General features: G+C 50.7%; 17 protein-coding genes and 1 pseudogene. 6 read left to right on the forward strand and 12 right to left on the reverse strand.

Annotated elements, in window-relative coordinates; translation table 11 throughout:
- Positions 1-306 (reverse strand): TonB-dependent receptor plug domain-containing protein (locus ACUU1I_RS08705; protein ID WP_020231564.1); only part of this gene is annotated, 306 nt, incomplete at its 3' end.
- 264 nt (positions 307-570) lie between these two features.
- Positions 571-831 carry a DUF1471 family periplasmic protein McbA gene (gene mcbA, locus ACUU1I_RS08710; RefSeq protein ID WP_000710619.1) on the reverse strand — a complete coding sequence of 87 codons (261 nt, stop codon included), beginning with the start codon at positions 829-831 and terminating at the stop codon, positions 571-573.
- Positions 832-1,106: 275 nt separating this feature from the next.
- Here mcbA and rlmF point away from each other — a divergent pair, with 275 nt between their 5' ends.
- Positions 1,107-2,033, forward strand: a complete 927-nt coding sequence (rlmF, locus tag ACUU1I_RS08715) for a 23S rRNA (adenine(1618)-N(6))-methyltransferase RlmF (protein WP_001343936.1) — start codon at positions 1,107-1,109, stop codon at positions 2,031-2,033.
- On the opposite strand, the pseudogene ybiO reads toward rlmF, so the two are convergent.
- The 6 genes and pseudogenes from ybiO to rhtA all read right to left on the reverse strand — a co-directional run bounded on the left by ybiO (position 2,030) and on the right by rhtA (position 8,871).
- Positions 2,030-4,254, reverse strand: a pseudogene (gene ybiO / locus ACUU1I_RS08720) (mechanosensitive channel protein). The gene rlmF and the pseudogene ybiO overlap by 4 nt on opposite strands.
- Positions 4,255-4,514: 260 nt before the next feature.
- Entirely contained in the window at positions 4,515-5,237 is a 723-nt protein-coding gene (glnQ, locus tag ACUU1I_RS08725) for a glutamine ABC transporter ATP-binding protein GlnQ (RefSeq protein WP_000569086.1), read from the reverse strand.
- Positions 5,234-5,893 (reverse strand): glutamine ABC transporter permease GlnP, encoded by a 660-nt coding sequence (glnP, locus tag ACUU1I_RS08730; RefSeq protein WP_001159065.1) that lies wholly within the window; start codon positions 5,891-5,893, stop codon positions 5,234-5,236. The genes glnQ and glnP overlap by 4 nt, the downstream gene beginning before the upstream one ends.
- Positions 5,894-6,031: 138 nt before the next feature.
- Positions 6,032-6,778, reverse strand: a complete 747-nt coding sequence (gene glnH, locus ACUU1I_RS08735; RefSeq protein WP_449144829.1) for a glutamine ABC transporter substrate-binding protein GlnH — start codon at positions 6,776-6,778, stop codon at positions 6,032-6,034.
- Between the two features lie 403 nt (positions 6,779-7,181).
- Complete coding sequence (gene dps / locus ACUU1I_RS08740) at positions 7,182-7,685, reverse strand: DNA starvation/stationary phase protection protein Dps (RefSeq protein ID WP_000100800.1); 504 nt, start codon at positions 7,683-7,685, stop codon at positions 7,182-7,184.
- A gap of 298 nt (positions 7,686-7,983) precedes the next feature.
- Positions 7,984-8,871: a threonine/homoserine exporter RhtA gene (rhtA, locus tag ACUU1I_RS08745; protein WP_001295297.1), complete on the reverse strand. Its 888-nt coding sequence runs from the start codon at positions 8,869-8,871 to the stop codon at positions 7,984-7,986.
- Positions 8,872-9,105: 234 nt separating this feature from the next.
- Here rhtA and ACUU1I_RS08750 point away from each other — a divergent pair, with 234 nt between their 5' ends.
- Together ACUU1I_RS08750 and ompX are read left to right on the forward strand one after the other, a co-directional pair.
- Entirely contained in the window at positions 9,106-9,171 is a 66-nt protein-coding gene (locus ACUU1I_RS08750; RefSeq protein WP_120795379.1) for a protein YliM, read from the forward strand.
- 52 nt (positions 9,172-9,223) lie between these two features.
- Positions 9,224-9,739, forward strand: a complete 516-nt coding sequence (gene ompX, locus ACUU1I_RS08755; RefSeq protein WP_001295296.1) for an outer membrane protein OmpX — start codon at positions 9,224-9,226, stop codon at positions 9,737-9,739.
- A gap of 47 nt (positions 9,740-9,786) precedes the next feature.
- Here ompX and opgE read toward each other — a convergent pair whose 3' ends face one another.
- Both opgE and mntS read right to left on the reverse strand, forming a co-directional pair.
- On the reverse strand, positions 9,787-11,370 hold the full coding sequence (opgE, locus tag ACUU1I_RS08760) for a phosphoethanolamine transferase (protein WP_001054680.1): 1,584 nt from the start codon (positions 11,368-11,370) through the stop codon (positions 9,787-9,789).
- Positions 11,371-11,641: 271 nt separating this feature from the next.
- On the reverse strand, positions 11,642-11,770 hold the full coding sequence (gene mntS / locus ACUU1I_RS08765) for a manganase accumulation protein MntS (RefSeq protein ID WP_001001761.1): 129 nt from the start codon (positions 11,768-11,770) through the stop codon (positions 11,642-11,644).
- A 185-nt stretch (positions 11,771-11,955) separates the two neighbouring features.
- On the opposite strand from mntS, the gene mntR reads away from it, so the two are divergent.
- Positions 11,956-12,423, forward strand: coding sequence for a manganese-binding transcriptional regulator MntR (gene mntR, locus ACUU1I_RS08770; RefSeq protein ID WP_000091016.1), 468 nt, complete (start codon positions 11,956-11,958; stop codon positions 12,421-12,423).
- Positions 12,420-13,538, forward strand: a complete 1,119-nt coding sequence (locus tag ACUU1I_RS08775; protein WP_000056427.1) for an anion transporter — start codon at positions 12,420-12,422, stop codon at positions 13,536-13,538. Before mntR ends, ACUU1I_RS08775 begins: the two co-directional genes overlap by 4 nt.
- 57 nt (positions 13,539-13,595) lie before the next feature.
- Here the strand turns inward: ACUU1I_RS08775 and ldtB are convergent, their stop codons facing one another.
- Positions 13,596-14,516, reverse strand: a complete 921-nt coding sequence (gene ldtB / locus ACUU1I_RS08780) for a L,D-transpeptidase (RefSeq protein WP_001056377.1) — start codon at positions 14,514-14,516, stop codon at positions 13,596-13,598.
- 218 nt (positions 14,517-14,734) lie between these two features.
- On the opposite strand from ldtB, the gene ACUU1I_RS08785 reads away from it, so the two are divergent.
- Positions 14,735-16,327 carry an ABC-F family ATPase gene (locus ACUU1I_RS08785; protein ID WP_000961475.1) on the forward strand — a complete coding sequence of 531 codons (1,593 nt, stop codon included), beginning with the start codon at positions 14,735-14,737 and terminating at the stop codon, positions 16,325-16,327.
- Positions 16,328-16,567: 240 nt separating this feature from the next.
- Here the strand turns inward: ACUU1I_RS08785 and ACUU1I_RS08790 are convergent, their stop codons facing one another.
- Positions 16,568-17,833, reverse strand: a complete 1,266-nt coding sequence (locus tag ACUU1I_RS08790) for a DUF1479 domain-containing protein (RefSeq protein WP_000168813.1) — start codon at positions 17,831-17,833, stop codon at positions 16,568-16,570.
- Positions 17,834-17,893 lie beyond the last annotated feature (60 nt).

Below are 17,893 nucleotides of genomic sequence, written 5' to 3' on the forward strand. Positions count from 1 at the left end.
ACCCACGCCGGGGACGTTTTTGAGCGCGTCGGTAAGGTTGGTTGCGCCCTGATCTTTAATCACTTGTTCAGAAATCACCGTCATCGTGCGGGTAGTATCCGCTACCGGACGCGAGAATTTCGGATCGGCAGATTGTTGTGGCGCATAAAGCGAAGGCGTTGATGCTTCGACAACCAGCGTGTCATCCGCGTTAGCTTGCCCTTCGGCGGCGAGTGCCTGTGCCACAGGCGTAATACCAATACAAAGACCGGCAAAGAACGTGAGCGAATGAAATTGTCTGGCAGGGAAATTGCGATTGTTTTCCATTTTGCAGGTGACTTTTTCTTATATGTTGAAATTTTCACTGCCACGAGAAAGCATCTCTGCGGATGCGATGCCACTGTTAATCCCGTGATAGTGTTTGTGCAAGTGATAATAATTTTGATAAGCATTATCACTTGACGCGATTTTCTATCACCCATTGCGCGAAAAAGAAATACATTTATTTACATTGCGTTCATATTTGATGTTTTTTGATTACAAAACAGGCGAAAACTGCATCCAGAGGCGAATGCAGTTACGTTGGTGGGGTTATTTGTAGATGGTTGCAGTACCGAACATCTGGTCATTTCCGCCTGCGGAATTAATGACATAACCTTTCGCGCCTTGTTCGCGCGCTTTTTCTGCCAGTTTATCCTCCAGATCGCTTAGGTTTGATGCGCCAGTTGCCGAAACGGTACCGGCGGGCCGTAGCTGACCGCTGTCCAGGTTACTCATCGGTTGCGCGGCATAAGCCGTGAGAGAGATTCCGCTCAGGACGGTGGCAATCAGTAGTGTGAGGCACTTTTTCATAATGACATCCTCATAAATACAACGGGTAGTGCCTGATAAGTGTAGGTCGCCTGCGCGATGCAAATGACGCAAAAAATTGACAGAGATATGCTTATTTTTTGAACGATATATTTTTACAAAATAATACAAATCAATGACATGCATAATGCTGATTTTTATGATGAATTGCCATAAACCATAGCCATGTTAAGGTTTTGGGGAATGATAAACGCAGCCAGATATTTACCCTGTCGCGTTATGCGGGTATCTTACGCCGCTGCTTAAAGGAGAATGCTATGTCCGCCCAGAAACCGGGGTTGCATCCGCGCAACCGTCATCACAGCCGCTACGATCTCGCCACGCTTTGTCAGGTCAATCCTGAACTCAGGCAATTCCTCACGCTTACACCCGCAGGGGAGCAAAGCGTAGACTTTGCCAATCCGCTGGCGGTGAAGGCGCTCAATAAGGCGTTGCTGGCCCATTTTTACGCCGTAGCGAACTGGGATATCCCCGACGGTTTTCTCTGCCCACCAGTACCGGGCCGGGCGGATTATATTCATCACCTTGCCGATTTACTGGCTGAAGCAAGCGGAACAATTCCAGCGAATGCCAGCATTCTGGATATCGGCGTTGGTGCGAACTGTATTTATCCGCTGATTGGCGTACATGAATATGGCTGGCGTTTTACCGGTAGTGAAACCAGCAGCCAGGCGTTAAGCAGTGCGCAGGCGATTATCAGTGCTAATCCGGGGCTTAACCGCGCCATTCGTCTGCGTCGGCAAAAAGAGAGTGGGGCGATTTTTAACGGCATCATCCACAAAAACGAGCAATACGACGCGACCTTGTGTAACCCGCCATTCCACGATTCCGCCGCTGCGGCGCGGGCAGGTAGTGAGCGTAAACGCCGTAACCTGGGGCTGAACAAAGACGATGCACTGAACTTTGGTGGTCAGCAACAGGAGTTGTGGTGTGAAGGCGGTGAAGTCAACTTTATCAAAAAGATGATTGAAGAGAGCAAAGGCTTCGCGAAGCAGGTGATGTGGTTTACCTCGCTGGTATCTCGTGGTGAAAACTTACCGCCGTTGTATCGTGCTCTGACCGACGTGGGCGCGGTGAAGGTGGTAAAAAAAGAGATGGCCCAGGGGCAAAAGCAGAGTCGCTTTATTGCCTGGACCTTTATGAACGACGAGCAGCGCCGCCGTTTTGTTAATCGCCAACGTTAAAGCGTTGGCTCCCCCGGCGGCAGCGGTTCAGCCGGGGTCGCGCCCGGAGCAGGCAGCACCTGATAAGTCTGCACTGGCGCGCGAACGCCCGCCAGGTCGAAATGTTTTTTCACCTGGCTGTCGAGGGCAAAGCGTACCGTCCACTGTTTGAGTGGCAGCGTGGTGAACGAAACACGCAGTGTAAACGCGGTATTGCTTAAGCCGACAATCCCGGCAAAGTTCGGTTCACCAATAATCAGCCCGCGAATTTCTTCGTTTTCCATCAATTCCGTTACCGCATCTTTCAGTGCCTGATTGGCTTTATCAGCATCTTCATGGCGATCAACATCGTAGTTTGCCACTACCGAACCAATACCGCGGACGAAGTTAGCAAAGGTGGTTATCGAAGACCACGGAATGATGTGATACGCCCCGGTATCCTGGCGCACGCCCACGGAGCGAATCGACATCCGTTCCACTGTGCCGGTCAACGGCCCGATAGTCACCAAATCTCCAGTGTTCATGCCGTTTTCAAACTGAATAAATACCCCGGTGATAATATCTTTTACCAGCGTTTGCGAACCAAACGAGATAGCCAGACCTAATGCCCCGGCACCTGCCAGCAATGGCGCGATATTGACGCCGATTTCCGACAACACAATCATGATGGTGATGGTACTGATAATCACCGCCAGCGCGTTACGGAACAGCGTCAGCAGGGTACGCGTACGGGCGCTGGGTAGCGGGCGGCCATGAATATCCGAAGCCAGCCGGTTTTCGATCAAACTGGCGAGCACCGTCCAGCCAACCGCCGAGAAGAAAAGAATGAGTGCGATGCGGATCAGGATATCTACGGTTTTCTGCCCCGCGCCGTTTTGCAGCCAGTTCCAGAAATCGAACAATCCCCATGCGCTCAACAGCAACATTACTGCCACGCAGACGGTCAGAATACGCGCCGTTTTCAGCGCCGCCGAAAGCCAGCCATTCAGCCGTTTTTGTAGCTCCGGATAGTTACGCTGAGTATGTGGCGAGAGGGTGATGGTTTTCGCCAGCCAGCGGGAAAACATACCGGAAACAAACGCTGCGATACCAATAATCGCCAGGCTGCGCACCGTTGCACCCATCATAAATTTCAGACTGTTGCCCGGATCGAACAACGAAAAGAAAAACAGCACGATAAAATAGGCGCTTGCCAGCCAGTGCCACACCAGCGCAAAGGCGCGGATAAACAGGCTGAAAAAAGCCAGCGAATGCTCCGCAAAGTTGAGCAAATGCTGGGTAATCTCTTTTTTATTTCGGAAGATCAGGTACAACGCCCAGACGGTCATGCACAGCATAATGATGACGTTCGCCAGCGCACCTATCTGTACATTCACCTGATTAGAGATAATCGGCACGGCCACAATCAGGCCATAGCCAATCAGGCTGCTTAACCAGCTCAGGCGGCGACTCCAGTAACGGGCGCTCTCGTCCTGAATCGTGAACGGGCGCAGCTCCGCCACGTTTGGGCAAAAAATCAGGCGTAGTACGGCTTTGAAAAATTCAATCAGGGCAAAGGCGTTGAGAAACAAACTTTGTTGGAAAGCGATGGTGCGACTACCTGCATTCAGGTTGTCGCTTAATACCTGGCCGACAAATAATGTCAGGGCCAGTAACAGCAGGTCGATAATAAACGCCCCAATAATCATCGCCGGAAGCTGCAACCAGTTGCTGCGCTCACGATTTTTTTGCCTCGCCCACTGACCCATTTTGCGATATAGCGGCAGTGCGCACAGGCGAATCAGCCAGTAAAAACCAAACACTAATACCGCTAACATTGAAAAATGGCTCAGCGCATTGCTGAAGGTTTGTGGATTAAATGGCTTATGCGGGGAGCCGGTGATATTGCGATAAAGTTGCCCGAAGCGGGCGGAAAGGGCTTCACCATAATGGCGGCTGACTTCGGTGACCTTTTGCAGCACGGTTTGCTCTTCAACCAGCGTCGGCGGCACGATCTTCGGGACCGGTTCCGCAGGGGGCGTCGCGGCGACAGTACGCAACTGGTCGATCAACTCTTTACGCGAGGTGTCGTTATCCAGCACATCCGCCAGTGCGCCATAGGCCGCTTTTTTTGTTCGATATCCGGTTCCGGGGCCGGTTCAGTCGTTGAGTCCGTTGTCGTTGTGGTTGTAACGCCGGGTATGGATACCGCGTGGGCAGGTGCGCCCAGCAGGCAGAAGAGGATGAACAGGATCCACCGCATGACTCCTCCAGTGAGAAAACAGAGCAAAAAGATAAGTATAGATGCTGGGGGAGGGGCGATTTTAAATGAGAGGAATCTGGTGTGCCTCCCTTTCGGGTGAAAGGGAGGAAGGGATATTAAGCAGGTTGCTGACAACGTGCGGGCTTTTTTGCCGGATGCGGCGTGAACGCCTTATCCGTCCTACAAGTTCATGCAATTTTAATAAGTTGCCAGATATCCTGTAGGCCTGATAAGCGTAGCGCATCAGGCAATGTGTCTTATTAAGAGACGTGCTGCAAAAATTCCTGCAAGCGCTGGCTCGGCGGGTTCTTGATCAACACCTGCGGATTGCCATCTTCCGCAATCCGGCCTTTGTCGATAAAGATCAGCCGCGAAGCTACTTTCTCGGCAAAACCGATTTCGTGGGTCACGATCACCATCGTCATCCCTTCTTCAGCCAGATCCTGCATAACCTTCAGCACTTCATGGCGCAGTTCCGGGTCAAGAGCGGAAGTCGGTTCATCAAACAGCATCATTTTCGGCTTCACCGCCAGCGCGCGGGCAATCGCCACACGCTGCTGTTGACCACCAGAAAGTTCGGAAGGGTAGTGATGTGCACGTTCTGCCAGACCGACTTTCGCCAGCAGCTCACGCGCCAGTTTTTCCGCCTCTTCTTTGTTCGCGCCACGCACGCGTAGCGGACCAAACATGACGTTTCCCAGCGCCGTCAGATGCGGGAAGAGGTAAAACTGCTGGAACACCATACCTGCTTCCTGGCGAATCAGGCGCTCGTCAACTTTCGGATCGTTAACCTTCAGGCCATCGACAATCAGATCGCCGGAGGTGATTTCTTCCAGTTTGTTGATGCAGCGCAGCAGGGTCGATTTACCGGAACCGGACGGCCCGATAATCACCACGACTTCGCCCTGGGCAATGTTCAAATCGATATTGTGCAGCACCTGGGTTGGGCCAAAGTGCTTGGAGACGTTTTTAAATTCAATCACAGGATTTTCATCCTTCTTTCCAGACGACGCAGAATAAAGCTCAGCACCAGGGTAATAATCAGATAGAACACCGCCACGGCGCTCCAGATCTCAAGGGCGCGGAAGTTACCGGCAATAATTTCTTGCCCCTGACGGGTCAGTTCCGCCACGCCGATAACAATAAACAGTGAGGTGTCTTTAATGCTGATGATCCACTGGTTACCCAGCGGCGGCAGCATACGACGCAGTGCCAGCGGTAAAATGACGTAGCGAATGGTTTCCCAACGTGAAAGACCGAGCGCCAGTCCTGCTTCACGAAAACCTTTGTGGATAGACAGCACCGCACCACGCGTGATTTCCGCAATGTACGCGCCGGAGTTGATCATGATGGTGACCACCGCCGCAGTAAATGGGTCGATGCGTAAGTCGTTAAACGCCATCGGCAGGGCGAAATAGATAAACATCACCTGGACGACGATAGGTGTGCCGCGGATCACTTCAATAAAGACCAGCGCGACGTGGTTGGCTATCCAACCACCGAAGGTGCGTGCAAAACCTGCCAGCAATCCGATTACCAGACCGCCAGCCAGACCGAGGACCGAAATCCACAGGGTCATTTTGGCACCTTCAATCAGAAGCGGAATGGCAGGCCAGATGGCACTCCAGTCAAACTGCATATGTTGTTCCTGTTACCGTGGTGTAAATAATCAAATTCAGGGTAATTAATGGCCCCGGAGCGGGTTTGCGCCCCTCACCCTAATCCTCTCCCCAGGGGGGAGAGGGAACTGCCAGTGCGCTTTACAGGTGTAGCGTTATTATTTCGGTTCAGTACTGAACCATTTTTTGTAGACTTCGTTGTAAGTTCCGTTCTCGCGCAGGGTTTTCAACGCGCCGTTGACTTTGTCACGCAGCTCGTCGCTACCTTTCGGGAACGCAATACCGTATTGCTGCGCTTCCAGAGAGTCACCTACCGCTTTGAACTGACCGTTACCGGCGGTTTTGATGAAGTACAGAATGTTTGGCGTATCGTGCAGAACGGCGTCTGCGCGGTTGGTGCCCAGTTCCATATAGGCGTTATCGATGTTCGGGAACTGACGCAGATCTTTAGTTTTGATGTTTGCTTTCGTGTAATCAACGGAGCCAGTACCGCTCTTCACAGCAACCACTTTCCCGTCGAGATCTTTCACGCTTTTCACATCGTTATTGTTAGCTTTCACCATCACTAACAGGCCGCTTTTGTAGTAGCCGTCAGAGAAATCGATCGCTTTTTTACGCTCGTCGGTGATGGTAATGCCCGCCAGCGCCAGATCGACGTTTTTGGTTTGCAGTGCCGGAATGATCCCACTGAAATCCATCGGCTTCAGTTCGTAATCCAGCTTCAGCTCTTTAGCGATGGCAGCCCACAGATCAACGTCAAAGCCCACATATTTATCGCCCTGTTTAAATTCAAACGGAACGAAGGCGGTATCCGTCGCGACAACTAATTTTTTATCCGCGGCATGAGAAGAAACCGCAAAAGCCAGGGTCAGTGCAGCCAGTGAAACTTTTAATACAGACTTCATAGCATTTCCTTTTTTCTATCCACGGGACGATCCCCTGCGTGACATTCACATATATGAAAAAATCGTGCCAGTTTTGCAACTCATTGATTTTTCGAGATGCGGCAAAAACGTGATGCACGATTTATAGAGCAATACCCTGAAGATGCACCATTCTGGGGCACCAATCTGGTGCGCTAAAATTGTGCACTCAACACAGTGATTATTTAGCGTAAAACCTGATGAAAAAACAATCTTTATGTAACGGTTGTGTGATGATGTGGATACAAAAAATTTACTTAATCAGCTGGGGATAGCAGATGGATGCACTAAATAAGTGCGTTGAGGTGGGCTGCAAAACAAAACGGCCTCCTGTCAGGAAGCCGCTTTTATCGGGTACTAAAGTTCTGCACCATCAGCGATGGATTTATTCGATGTTAGACTCGATAAACCACAGGAATTTATCCAGGTCGCGAGACGCGGCGGTCAGGATATCTGCGGTGTCGTCATCTTTCGCTTCGCCAATCGCTTTGCGTACGTCATTAGCGACGATTGCGTAACGGTCAGCCAGTTCTTTCAGGTGATCCTGAACGTTGTGGATGTCCAGCGGGTAACTTTTCAGCGGGGTTTTGCTGTTGATAACTTGAGTGGTCCCCAGAGCTACACCGCCCAGCTGCACGGCACGTTCTGCCATGGTATCCAGATGATCGATCAGTGCGGTGCGGAAGCCATCCAGCATTTCATGTACGGCAATGAAGTTAGCGCCGCGCATGTTCCAGTGCGCTTGTTTGGTAATCAAAGAAAGATCAATAAACTGGATAACCTGGCGATTCAGCAACTCTACTGTTGCTTTTTTCTCGCTGTCGGAGACATCGTTGCGGGTATAAAGCAGATTGGTCGCTTTTGATTTAACTAATTTAGCGGTACTCATAATTTCATATCCTCTTGATGTTATGTCCCAGTAATTAACGAGACTAAGTATAGCACCGGCTATGTGTTCCGCTATTCTGGCTGTTCCTATCACACTAATAGTGGTAACAAGCGTGAAAAACAAAACTAATAAAGATTCAATGAGTTAGATATATTGATAAGAACAATTCTTATTTATCTGCTCGCCAGGAATTTTCGGAATAAATATGCTTTTGCATAATTCGATATATAAAGACGGTGTAGAGGAAAAGTAGCGAGAAATTCTGCATGGTTATGCATAACCATACAGAAATGTAAATTTAATTAATGTCTAATTCTTTTATTTTGCTCTCTTTGCGTACTGTCAGCGTAGACCCCATTGAAGCGGCGATGATAGCGCCGAGCGCCAGCAGCTGTATGGGTGTCAGTGTTTCTCCGAGGAAAATCATCCCGGAAACGGCAGCCAGCGCCGGTTCCATGCTCATCAGCGTACCAAATGTCCGTGTTGGCAAACGGGTGAGGGCAATCATTTCCAGCGAATAAGGCAGAGCGGTCGAGAGAATAGCGACAGCCAGACCCAATGGAATAACCGACCAGTGCCAGAGTGCTTCACCAGCCTGAAGCGCTCCAATTGGCACGAAAATTAACGCTGCAATCAACGAACCAATTGCCACCGTCGCAGGGCCATGTTCCGCTCCTGCGCGTTGCCCACTTAAAATGTAAATAGCCCAACAAGCCCCGGCCCCCAGTGCCAGCGCACAGCCGGTTAAATCGACATGGGAAACGTCTTGCCCCAGCGGTAGCAGGAACCACAGACCAAGAACCGCCAGCACAACCCAGACGAAATCTACCGGGCGACGAGAAGAGAACAGCGCCACCGCCAGTGGTCCGGTGAACTCCAGCGCCACCGCAATACCCAGCGGTACTGTCTGAATAGAAAGATAAAAAAGATAATTCATCCCACCCAGCGAAACGCCGTAAAACAACAGCGGTAACCGTTGCTCTTTGGCAAAGCGCAGTCGCCATGGCTTAAAGAACGCGATGAGGATCAGCGTTCCTAATGCCAGACGCAGCGCAGTGACACCCGGTGCGCCCACCAGAGGAAAAAGTGACTTAGCTAACGAGGCTCCACCCTGAATAGACGCCATGGCAACGAGTAATATGACTATTGGTAACCAGACCGGCATTTTACGTAATGAACCAGGCATCCTTTCTCCCACAAATATCTAGACTTAAGTAAAGCGTGGAGTGTACTGGATATACCCAATGCTGGTTGAGCATTTGTTGAAAAAATTTTCCCCCGTTTTGACTAAAATGCGCCAGGATTGATGGAATCATTAGTCTGGTGATTAGGAATAATCTGGATGAATGACAGGGAAAACATGCGTAATACTTACGCAGTTCTCTGAAAAAGTGATTTAAATTTAGATGGATAGCGGTGTATGGAAACGTTCTGTTACATGAAATGGCCCGTTAGACATCACAAATCGCGAAGAGTTTCCCATTAATTTTTGATATATTTAAAACTTAGGACTTATTTGAATCACATTTGAGGTGGTTATGAAAAAAATTGCATGTCTTTCAGCACTGGCCGCAGTTCTGGCTTTCACCGCAGGCACTTCCGTAGCTGCGACTTCTACCGTAACTGGCGGTTACGCACAGAGCGACGCTCAGGGCCAAATGAACAAAATGGGCGGTTTCAACCTGAAATACCGCTATGAAGAAGACAACAGCCCGCTGGGTGTGATCGGTTCTTTCACTTACACCGAGAAAAGCCGTACTGCAAGCTCTGGTGACTACAACAAAAACCAGTACTACGGCATCACTGCTGGTCCGGCTTACCGCATTAACGACTGGGCAAGCATCTACGGTGTAGTGGGTGTGGGTTATGGTAAATTCCAGACCACTGAATACCCGACCTACAAACACGACACCAGCGACTACGGTTTCTCCTACGGTGCTGGTCTGCAGTTCAACCCGATGGAAAACGTTGCTCTGGACTTCTCTTACGAGCAGAGCCGTATTCGTAGCGTTGACGTAGGCACCTGGATTGCCGGTGTTGGTTACCGCTTCTAATCACTTTGGTGATATAAAAATCCGCCTCTCGGGGCGGATTTTTGTTTTTAAGGTTTCGGGTCGAAAATATCGGTTCCGAGATGGTTGTAATCCACCTTCTGTAACTGGAAGTTGGTGATGTATATCGGCCCGGCTTTCTTCTCAGATATAAACGGGTATTTGATATTTATTTCCTTCGCTTTAATTCCCGTCCACTGCGAGAAAAAGCCTAAGAAGTCATTGGCTGAGCGGCGGGCTTTAATCACCCGATGCGCTTTATCGCCGCTGGAAATGACCATAAAAGGCACCTGGAAATTTTGCTGATATTTATCATCATGGGCAAGGTATTGCACGTCTTTGCCGCGCTCTTTAAAGGCCAGACCGTGGTCAGAAAAGTAAACCAGAGAGAAGCTGCTGCCGCTGTTGCGTAACTGATCGTACAGCTTGCGCAGTAAATCGTCCGTTTGCGTCATGGTATAGAGATAGCACGACGTTTCTTTCGATTGCACAAAGGTTTCGTATTTGCCTTGTGTCCTGTCGCAGGCCTGCGGATGCGAGCCCATCAGATGCAGAACAATCAGCTGCGGTTGCGAGTGCTCTTGCGCCAGCACTTGAGCGGTCATATCCAGTAACGCTTCGTCTTTCGTGTTTTTATCTGCTTCAAAATTACCTTCTTTCAGGAAGTACACTTCATCTGCACGTTTGGCGATGCTGGCGATAGCAGTATCGTATTCGCCGATTTGGCCCTGGTTGGAAAACCACCAGGTCTGGAAGCCCGCGCGATTTGCCAGGGTGACAAAGTTATCCTGAAACTGTGGTTTGCCATCGACTACGCGATTGAGCGTTAAGCCAAGCGATTTCTGCGTGGAGCCACTGGCGGCAATGTAGTCAGCAAATATCAAACCGTTAACGCTGCTGGCAAACGGGGTATTGTCCCAGTGACCGCCAAAGGCACCGAGGGCATCGCGACGCGCGCTTTCACCGATCACTACCACATAGGTCTGATACTTCGGCTTAACGGCAGTGACCGTCCAGGTATCTTTCATTCCGGAAAGTTTTGCCATCCGTTCTTGCTCTTCAATCACCTCGTTATTATTGACGATGACATCCTTAGCAAAACGAAATACCGGATAGCCAGTATCTTTCAGTTTAAATACGCCACCCCAGGCCAGGTTTTGCACGGGAGCAACAAAAAATGTCGCCACACTGAATACCAGACACAGGCTGTCGAAGGTATTCCAGCGCGCTTTTTCATTCTCTTTTTTTCGCCTGATTGCTATTACGCCGAGCGCAAAAATAAATAAGCCGACCAGGTAGCTGTACCACGGAAAAATCGTCAGGATTTCGGTCGACTCTTCCATATTGGTGGAGTGCAATGCCAGCAATGTATTGAAATTAGGCGCGCCGTAGGCCTGAGCAAAAGGGAAATAACAAGCCGCCACCAGCGAACTGACACCGACCAGAACTTTTTGTACGCGAGGCAATGTTCGCCATAGCAAAAGCAAAATAGCCGTAAACGCAGCGGTGTAGAGCAAACTGAAGGGGTAACCTAAGCCGAGGTTAATTAATAGCGACTGTAAAAAGTAGAACGCAGTCCACGGGCTAAATACCCGGCTACGGGTAACAAGCGATTCTTTGAGGGTTAAATTCATATGCCACTATGGTAACAAACGCCATGTGCTTACCCTGGCGTCAAGGGTCAATACCTGCAAGAGTGCGTGAAGAGGGGAAAGGGGTCCGCATCCGCGAGCCGCAATATACGCAGGGCTGCAAGAAGATAGAGCGAGCCGCCGTTCAGGTCAACTACTGACGAACAAATCTTTTGCGAAGGGGATTGCAAATCCGACAAAAAGTGGTTTTTTTCAGACCAAAACGCGTTATGCCTGCATAAAAGCAGGAGTGAAGCGGCGTACCGCGACGCCGCTATTTATCTGAAGGTTTATCTTGCTGCGGTTTGTTGTTGACCATATCGCACAACATAGAGAGCAGCATTAACCGTACTTTAAAGGGAGAATGACTAAACACGCGCATACACCTCTTGAACTCATTCATAAGACCTCCTGACTTGCTAATCCCGTCGATCCTTGAGGGATGATTGCATTACATACAGATATAGCACAGGCTATATTATATAGCTATTGCTAAAACGTTAATTTTTTGTACCTTCGCAACTCTGGTTTACAATGTGCGCACGAAATGAGAACGCTATGTATGCGTCACCATAATGAGGAAGCACAATGAGTCGTCGCGCAGGTACGCCAACAGCAAAAAAAGTGACGCAGTTAGTGAACGTGGAAGAGCACGTTGAAGGGTTCCGCCAGGTCAGAGAGGCGCATCGGCGCGAGCTTATTGATGATTACGTTGAGCTGATTTCTGACTTGATCAGGGAAGTGGGGGAAGCTCGTCAGGTGGACATGGCTGCTCGTCTGGGAGTTTCGCAACCGACGGTGGCTAAAATGCTTAAGCGGCTGGCAACCATGGGGCTGATTGAAATGATCCCCTGGCGTGGCGTGTTTTTAACGGCAGAAGGAGAGAAGCTGGCGCAGGAAAGCCGCGAGCGACATCAGATAGTCGAAAATTTCTTGTTGGTGTTGGGCGTCAGTCCGGAAATCGCCCGTCGCGACGCGGAAGGCATGGAGCACCATGTTAGTGAAGAGACGCTCGACGCTTTTCGTTTGTTTACCCAGAAACACGGTGCCAAATGAGCCTGCCTTTTTTACGCACGCTGCAAGGCGATCGTTTTTTTCAGTTATTAATTCTTGTTGGTATCGGATTAAGCTTTTTCGTGCCCTTTGCACCGAAATCCTGGCCTGCTGCTATCGACTGGCACACCATCATCACCTTAAGCGGCCTGATGCTGCTGACCAAAGGTGTGGAGTTAAGCGGTTATTTTGATGTGCTGGGGCGCAAAATGGTGCGCCGCTTTGCTACGGAGCGTCGGCTGGCGATGTTTATGGTGCTGGCGGCGGCGCTGCTTTCTACCTTTCTGACCAACGATGTCGCGCTGTTTATTGTTGTTCCGCTGACTATCACGCTAAAAAGACTGTGTGAGATCCCGGTTAATCGGCTGATTATTTTTGAGGCGCTGGCAGTCAACGCTGGTTCGCTACTGACGCCAATTGGCAACCCGCAAAATATTCTTATCTGGGGACGTTCTGGTCTTTCGTTTGCCGGATTTATTGCCCAAATGGCACCGCTGGCTGGCGCAATGATGCTGACACTCCTGCTGTTGTGCTGGTGTTGTTTCCCTGGAAAGGCGCTGCAATACCATACGGGGATGCAAACACCGGAGTGGAAACCGCGGCTGGTGTGGAATTGTCTGGGGCTGTATATCGTTTTTCTGACGGCGCTGGAGTTCAAACAAGAGCTGTGGGGACTGGTGATTGTGGCGGCGGGCTTTGTGCTGCTGGCGCGTCGCGTGGTGTTGAGTGTGGACTGGACGTTGCTGCTGGTGTTTATGGCGATGTTTATCGACGTCCATTTACTGACCCAGCTTCCAGCGTTGCAAGGCGTGTTGGGTAACGTGAGTCATTTATCTGAACCCGGGTTATGGTTAACGGCAGTCGGTTTATCGCAGGTGATCAGTAACGTGCCGAGTACCATTTTGCTGCTCAATTATGTACCTCCGTCTTTATTACTGGCATGGGCGGTAAACGTGGGGGGCTTTGGTTTATTACCAGGATCGCTGGCAAATTTGATTGCGCTACGTATGGCGAACGATCGCCGCATCTGGTGGCGTTTCCATCTCTATTCAATACCGATGCTGTTGTGGGCGGCGCTGGTGGGATACGTTTTGTTAGTTATGATCCCGGCCTGGTAAGGTCTGGCAAATAAAAAAGGCGGATTATGAGTCCGCCTTTGTTTTACGTTTTGACGATTAATTCAGGCGAACCGGCATCCCGGAACGATTTTTGATCGCTTCATCAAGAACAACCTGGTCAACATCTGGCTGACCGGTCACTGTCTGCACGCTCTTCGTCAGGGTAATTGGCACGATTTCCTGACCTTCAAACTGGGCTTCGGTGGTAGACAGCGGGTTATGGACTTCAATATAACGGCTGCCGTCTGGCTCGGTGGTCGCTTTTACCGGCTCATCAATAAACTGTACGCGGGTACCGACCGGTACTTTCTCGAACAGGAATTTGATGTCTTCGTTACGTAGACGCACACAACCATGACTTACACGCAGGCCGATACCGAAGTTGGCGTTGGTGCCATGGATAGCATACAGGCGACCGATGTAGAGTGCATACAGACCCATCGGGTTATCCGGACCTGCCGGAACGACAGCCGGTAGCGGTTCGCCCGCAGCGCGGTACTCTGCGTGCATTTTGGCGGTCGGCGTCCAGGTCGGGCCTGCTTTCTTATGCTCAACTTTGGTGGTCCAGTTGATAGGCGTATCTTTGCCTAACTGACCAATGCCGATCGGCAGCACGATAACGGTGTTGGTCCCTTTCGGATAGTAATACAGACGCATCTCTGCACTGTTAATGACGATGCCTTCATGAACGGTATCCGGCAGGATCAGCTGCTGCGGAATGTTCAGTACAGTACCGCCTTTCGGCAGGAAGGTATCCACACCCGGGTTCGCTTCCATCATATTGGAAAGCCCCATCTGGTACTCCGCGGCAAAATACTCCAGCGGCTGAGTGTTACCTTCAGGAATGGTGATCACCTGATTCTGACCAACCAGGCGACTCCCGTCGGTTGGCAGAGGATAAGTTACCGCAGAGGCGGTACTGCAAAAGCCGACAACAGCGAAGGCCGCTGCGAATAATGTTTTCAATTTCATATTCATGTTAAGCGAGATTTTGTGCCTGGCAGGCCATTGGGTTGAGAATATTAGAGTATTGGAAGCGCATTATAAGTTCATTCCAGCTCACAGTGAAATCAGATGTGTACGAAATCACATTTTTTGCCTTTGGCTTGAGTGTAGACCTTAAGCGAGGAGCAGGATCTTCTTTCAGACTTATGGCATAATGCGCGGTTTGTCATATCTCTTTTCAGGATACGCCTGTGTTAGTTTCCAGTAACGTCACCATGCAGTTCGGCAGTAAGCCGTTGTTTGAAAACATTTCCGTCAAATTCGGCGGCGGCAACCGTTACGGCCTGATTGGCGCGAACGGTAGTGGTAAATCCACCTTTATGAAGATTCTCGGCGGCGACCTTGAGCCGACGCTGGGTAACGTTTCCCTCGATCCCAACGAGCGCATTGGTAAGCTGCGTCAGGATCAGTTTGCCTTTGAAGGGTTCACTGTGCTGGATACGGTGATCATGGGGCATAAAGAGTTGTGGGAAGTGAAGCAGGAGCGCGACCGCATCTATGCTTTGCCGGAAATGAGTGAAGAAGACGGCTATAAAGTGGCCGATCTGGAAGTGAAATACGGCGAAATGGACGGTTACTCTGCGGAAGCTCGCGCCGGTGAACTGTTGCTTGGCGTGGGAATTCCAGTGGAACAGCACTACGGCCCGATGAGTGAAGTTGCTCCTGGCTGGAAGCTGCGTGTGCTTCTGGCGCAGGCGCTGTTTGCTGAGCCGGATATTCTCCTGCTCGACGAACCGACCAACAACCTCGACATCGACACCATTCGCTGGCTGGAACAGGTGCTGAACGAGCGTGACAGCACCATGATCATCATCTCGCACGACCGTCACTTCCTTAACATGGTCTGTACCCACATGGCGGATCTGGATTACGGCGAGCTGCGCGTTTATCCGGGTAACTACGATGAGTACATGACGGCGGCGACCCAGGCGCGTGAACGTCTGCTGGCCGATAACGCCAAGAAGAAAGCGCAGATTGCTGAGTTGCAATCTTTCGTTAGCCGCTTTAGCGCCAACGCCTCGAAATCTCGCCAGGCAACTTCGCGCGCGCGCCAGATTGATAAAATCAAACTGGAAGAGGTGAAAGCCTCCAGCCGTCAGAACCCGTTCATCCGTTTTGAACAGGATAAGAAACTGTTCCGTAACGCGCTGGAAGTGGAAGGTCTGACCAAAGGGTTTGATAACGGTCCACTGTTTAAAAATCTCAACCTGCTGCTGGAGGTCGGTGAAAAACTTGCGGTACTGGGTACCAACGGCGTCGGTAAATCAACGCTGCTGAAAACGCTGGTGGGCGATCTGCAACCGGACAGCGGCACCGTAAAATGGTCTGAAAACGCGCGCATTGGTTACTACGCCCAGGACCACGAATATGAGTTTGAAAATGATCTGACCGTGTTCGAATGGATGAGTCAGTGGAAGCAGGAAGGCGATGACGAGCAGGCGGTACGCAGCATTCTCGGTCGTTTGCTGTTCAGCCAGGACGACATCAAAAAGCCAGCTAAAGTGCTTTCCGGTGGGGAAAAAGGGCGGATGCTGTTTGGTAAGTTAATGATGCAGAAGCCGAACATTCTGATCATGGACGAACCGACCAACCACCTGGATATGGAATCCATCGAGTCACTGAACATGGCGCTGGAACTGTATCAGGGCACGCTGATCTTTGTTTCACACGACCGTGAGTTCGTAAGCTCCCTGGCGACCCGCATTCTGGAAATCACCCCGGAATGCGTGATCGACTTTAGCGGTAATTACGAAGATTACCTGCGTAGTAAAGGGATCGAGTAAGTGATTATCCGTCACCCCGATACTGTCGGGGTGACGACGGCTGATGACAAATGCAAAATAGCCTGATGCGCTACGCTTATCAGGCCTACGCAGTACCTGTAATATATTGAATCTGCAGAACTTTGTAGGCCGGATAAGGCGTTAACGCCGCATCAGGCATTAAGAAAGCGCACTTGTCAGCAATCTGAGTAACGTCGAATCGATTTTCTTAATCCCACATCAATTCACTTCCATTAACTCTCAAACATCCATGCCCAACGCTCGCTTACCGTGAATGTTGAGGTCGGCAAGCGTAAAGCGTCCTTCCCAGTTTGTTTCATAGTCCTCGCGCGGGAAGTCGCCCGGCGATGCGCCTTTTTCCAGTGCGGCCTTCACCTTGTGCGCGTAGGCAAGATTTTTCTCGCACATCGGTGCCGCAGGAATGTACATCACGTTGCCCCAACCCTGTTGATTTTCAACGGGGGCAACGGAATGGATGACGTCGCAGTGCCACCAGACGGAGTCTCCGGCCTCGAGTTTTGGAATGCTGGTTAACGCCTCAATTAACAGTGGATGCCATTGCTCTGATACCGGCAACACTCTTCCGGGCGCTACGCCGCACAGTTCATCCTCCGGCACATCATCAAGCAGCGGACGTAACAGTACGTACGCCATGGCTTCAGGAATGGGCACGACGTGCAGCAACCCCTGACCAGGCAGCATATCCGAGAGCGCAGTCCAGCCCTGGAATGTCCGAAACACGGAACATTTGGTGGTGTTGTCCACCGTGTACTCTTCAACTTCCGTACGATGTGCCGCATGCCAGGGATCGTATTTCGCCAGATTGCCATTAAAGACGTTGGCGAAAACGTGCTGATACGCTGGAAGCAGCCAGCGTTCCAGCGCCCCGGAGTCGGTATGCGCTCCAAGACCTTTGGAGGTCGTTCCGGGCGGAAGGCGGCGGATACGGTCAGGGTAGATGACGCTCACATCCGGGTTAAACCATTGCTTTCCATCACTTTCAAATGTCCACAGACGATTGAGAAACGACTGCGCATTCGCCATTTCTTCACTCTGGCGGGCCTGCATTTGCGCCTGCGACCAGTAGATGGGGTAAATCTCGGGACGTGAAGCGCTGAGCGTCCCGAAGAAATTATCGCCGGGGCCTTTGTAGACCTCGTCAAAGCGGTTGCGGTTCAGATAGTCCAGCATCGACTGATCCCAGCCTAGCGCTTGTTCGCGGGGGAAATGGCCTTTTATCACCGCACAACCGCGACGTTTAATCTGTTCGCGCTGCTCTGCAGTAACATGACCTGCTTTGATATCGGCATAAGACAGCACCGGCCAGACGGCATCGCCCTGTGCTTTGAGTGCGTTGATTTCAGCCACTCGCGTGGCAATGTCATCGCTTAGCTGATTAAAGATCTGCTGGACATCGCCAAGCTGCGCCCGCAGCGCGTGCTTCATCTGACGGATAGCTGCTTTGTGATCGGCAGGCAATGTGTCGCTGGTAAAAGTAGAAGCCATAACCACCTCGCATTAACTTTCATTCGAAACTATGCTGATTTGCATGTGACAATACAAGTT

This window comes from Shigella sp. SIG3, assembly GCF_053555855.1.

Excerpts from the sequence above, each read along its gene's own strand:
- mcbA (WP_000710619.1), bottom strand. The coding sequence starts at position 831 with ATGAAAAAGTGCCTCACACTACTGATTGCCACCGTCCTGAGCGGAATC.
- rlmF (WP_001343936.1), top strand. The coding sequence starts at position 1,107 with ATGTCCGCCCAGAAACCGGGGTTGCATCCGCGCAACCGTCATCACAGC.
- glnP (WP_001159065.1), bottom strand. The coding sequence starts at position 5,893 with ATGCAGTTTGACTGGAGTGCCATCTGGCCTGCCATTCCGCTTCTGATT.
- glnH (WP_449144829.1), bottom strand. The coding sequence starts at position 6,778 with ATGAAGTCTGTATTAAAAGTTTCACTGGCTGCACTGACCCTGGCTTTT.
- dps (WP_000100800.1), bottom strand. The coding sequence starts at position 7,685 with ATGAGTACCGCTAAATTAGTTAAATCAAAAGCGACCAATCTGCTTTAT.
- rhtA (WP_001295297.1), bottom strand. The coding sequence starts at position 8,871 with ATGCCTGGTTCATTACGTAAAATGCCGGTCTGGTTACCAATAGTCATA.
- ompX (WP_001295296.1), top strand. The coding sequence starts at position 9,224 with ATGAAAAAAATTGCATGTCTTTCAGCACTGGCCGCAGTTCTGGCTTTC.
- opgE (WP_001054680.1), bottom strand. The coding sequence starts at position 11,370 with ATGAATTTAACCCTCAAAGAATCGCTTGTTACCCGTAGCCGGGTATTT.
- mntS (WP_001001761.1), bottom strand. The coding sequence starts at position 11,770 with ATGAATGAGTTCAAGAGGTGTATGCGCGTGTTTAGTCATTCTCCCTTT.
- mntR (WP_000091016.1), top strand. The coding sequence starts at position 11,956 with ATGAGTCGTCGCGCAGGTACGCCAACAGCAAAAAAAGTGACGCAGTTA.
- ACUU1I_RS08775 (WP_000056427.1), top strand. The coding sequence starts at position 12,420 with ATGAGCCTGCCTTTTTTACGCACGCTGCAAGGCGATCGTTTTTTTCAG.
- ldtB (WP_001056377.1), bottom strand. The coding sequence starts at position 14,516 with ATGAATATGAAATTGAAAACATTATTCGCAGCGGCCTTCGCTGTTGTC.
- ACUU1I_RS08790 (WP_000168813.1), bottom strand. The coding sequence starts at position 17,833 with ATGGCTTCTACTTTTACCAGCGACACATTGCCTGCCGATCACAAAGCA.